Origin of the sequence: Brachybacterium sp. HMSC06H03 (assembly GCF_001807385.1) — a bacterium.
Taxonomy (GTDB): domain Bacteria; phylum Actinomycetota; class Actinomycetes; order Actinomycetales; family Dermabacteraceae; genus Brachybacterium; species Brachybacterium conglomeratum.
On sequence record NZ_KV788723.1, the window covers coordinates 1 to 1,563 of the forward strand.

General features: G+C 76.1%; 1 protein-coding gene and 1 pseudogene. Both read right to left on the bottom strand.

The annotated features are described in order from the left end of the window. Positions 1-948, bottom strand: a 948-nt coding sequence (locus tag HMPREF3159_RS05540) for a TadA family conjugal transfer-associated ATPase (protein ID WP_070500043.1), incomplete at its 3' end; no start/stop codon positions are given. Beyond that, a pseudogene (locus HMPREF3159_RS05545) lies at positions 945-1,563 on the bottom strand (hypothetical protein); the annotation flags it as partial. The gene HMPREF3159_RS05540 and the pseudogene HMPREF3159_RS05545, both read right to left, overlap by 4 nt.

The window sequence follows — 1,563 nt, forward strand, 5'->3', positions numbered from 1 at the left end:
CAGCCCGCCGAGGGCGCCGAGCGCCTCGAGGCGGGCGGGGACGTCCGCCGCAGTGTTCGCGTGGACCGTGCCGCAGCCGCCGTCGTGCCCCGTGTTCAGCGCCTGCAGGAGCTCACGGATCTCCTCGCCGCGGCACTCCCCGAGCACGATCCGGTCCGGCCGCATGCGCAGGCTCTGCCGCACCAGCGCGGTGAGGTCGACGGCGCCCGCGCCCTCGCTGTTCGCGTGCCGCGACTGCAGGTGCACGACATGGGGGTGGTCCACGGCGAGCTCGAGCACGTCCTCGACCACGACGATGCGCTCCTGCGGCGGAGCCTCGTGGAGCATCGCGGCCAGCAGCGTCGACTTCCCGGTGCCCGTGCCGCCCGTGACCAGGAAGGGCACCCGGGAGCGGACCAGCGCGCGAAGCACCTCCCGCACAGCGGGGGTCAGCGCCCCCAGACGCTCGAGATCGTCGAGGTCCAGGCGGTCCCGCGAGGGCAGGCGCAGCGAGAGGATCGCCCCGCCCGGGGAAAGCGGCGGGAGCACGGCATGGAAGCGGATCCCGGAGGGGAGGTGCGCATCGGCCCAGGGCACCGCATCGTCGAGGCGACGACCGCCGGAGGTCGCCAGGCGCACCGCGAGATCCCTCGCCTCGCCGGCGGTGAGGCGGAGCCCCGCGGGACGGAGCCCGCCCGAGTCGTCCACCCAGACCGTCCCGTCGTCGTTGACCAGCAGGTCCGTGACACCGGGGGCGATGAGCCCCTGCAGGGGGCCGAGGCCGTCGACGTGGTCCCGCACCCGCGCGGTCAGCTCGAGGGTCGCCGCGGCACCAAGCACCCGCCCCTGGGCGCGCAGCACCCTAGCGATCCGCGGCACGTCCACCGCGCCGGGAGAGCGCACCAGGTCCTCCCTCACTCCCGCGAGCAGGGTGTCGAGGGAGCTCTCGTCCGTGCTCCGGCCGCTCATGCCGGCTCCTGCATCATGAGCTCGGCGAGCAGCTCACGGGCGGCGCGATCCGCACCTCGGCGTCGCACGTCCAGCAGCGGGACCGCGCCGCGGGGGCTGTCGCGGAAGGAGACGGCGAGGGGGAGGTCGAGGTCCTCGGCGACGTCGGCGGCGGAGAGCCCGCCGCCGCGGCGCACCACCGCTCTCGTGAGCCCGGCCGGCGGCGACCACTGCCGCAGGCGCCGCGCGGCGGACCGCACCGCATGGTCGCTCGCGGGCAGCACCAGCAGGAGCTCGTCCAGGTGAGGGATCGCGCAGGGGACGAGCGCAGCGGCGAGGTCCACCACGACCGTGCCGTCGAGAGGACCGAGCGCCGCGAGCACGCGCGGCAGGTCCTCCTGGTCGGGTCCGGGCCTCTCCCCGGCCACGAGCAGATGCACCTCGTCGATGCGCGGCAGGCCCGAGCGCAGGGCCTCGCCGTCGTCGACGCCGAGCGAGGCGGTCTGCGACCAGTCCAGGCCCTGGGCGCCGCTCGCCTCGACCAGCAGGTCGAGCCCTCCGCCCAGCGGATCCGCGTCCAGCAGCGCCACGGGGCCGTGGCAGCGCGCGGCCCCGGCGAGCCGGGCGGCGAAGCTC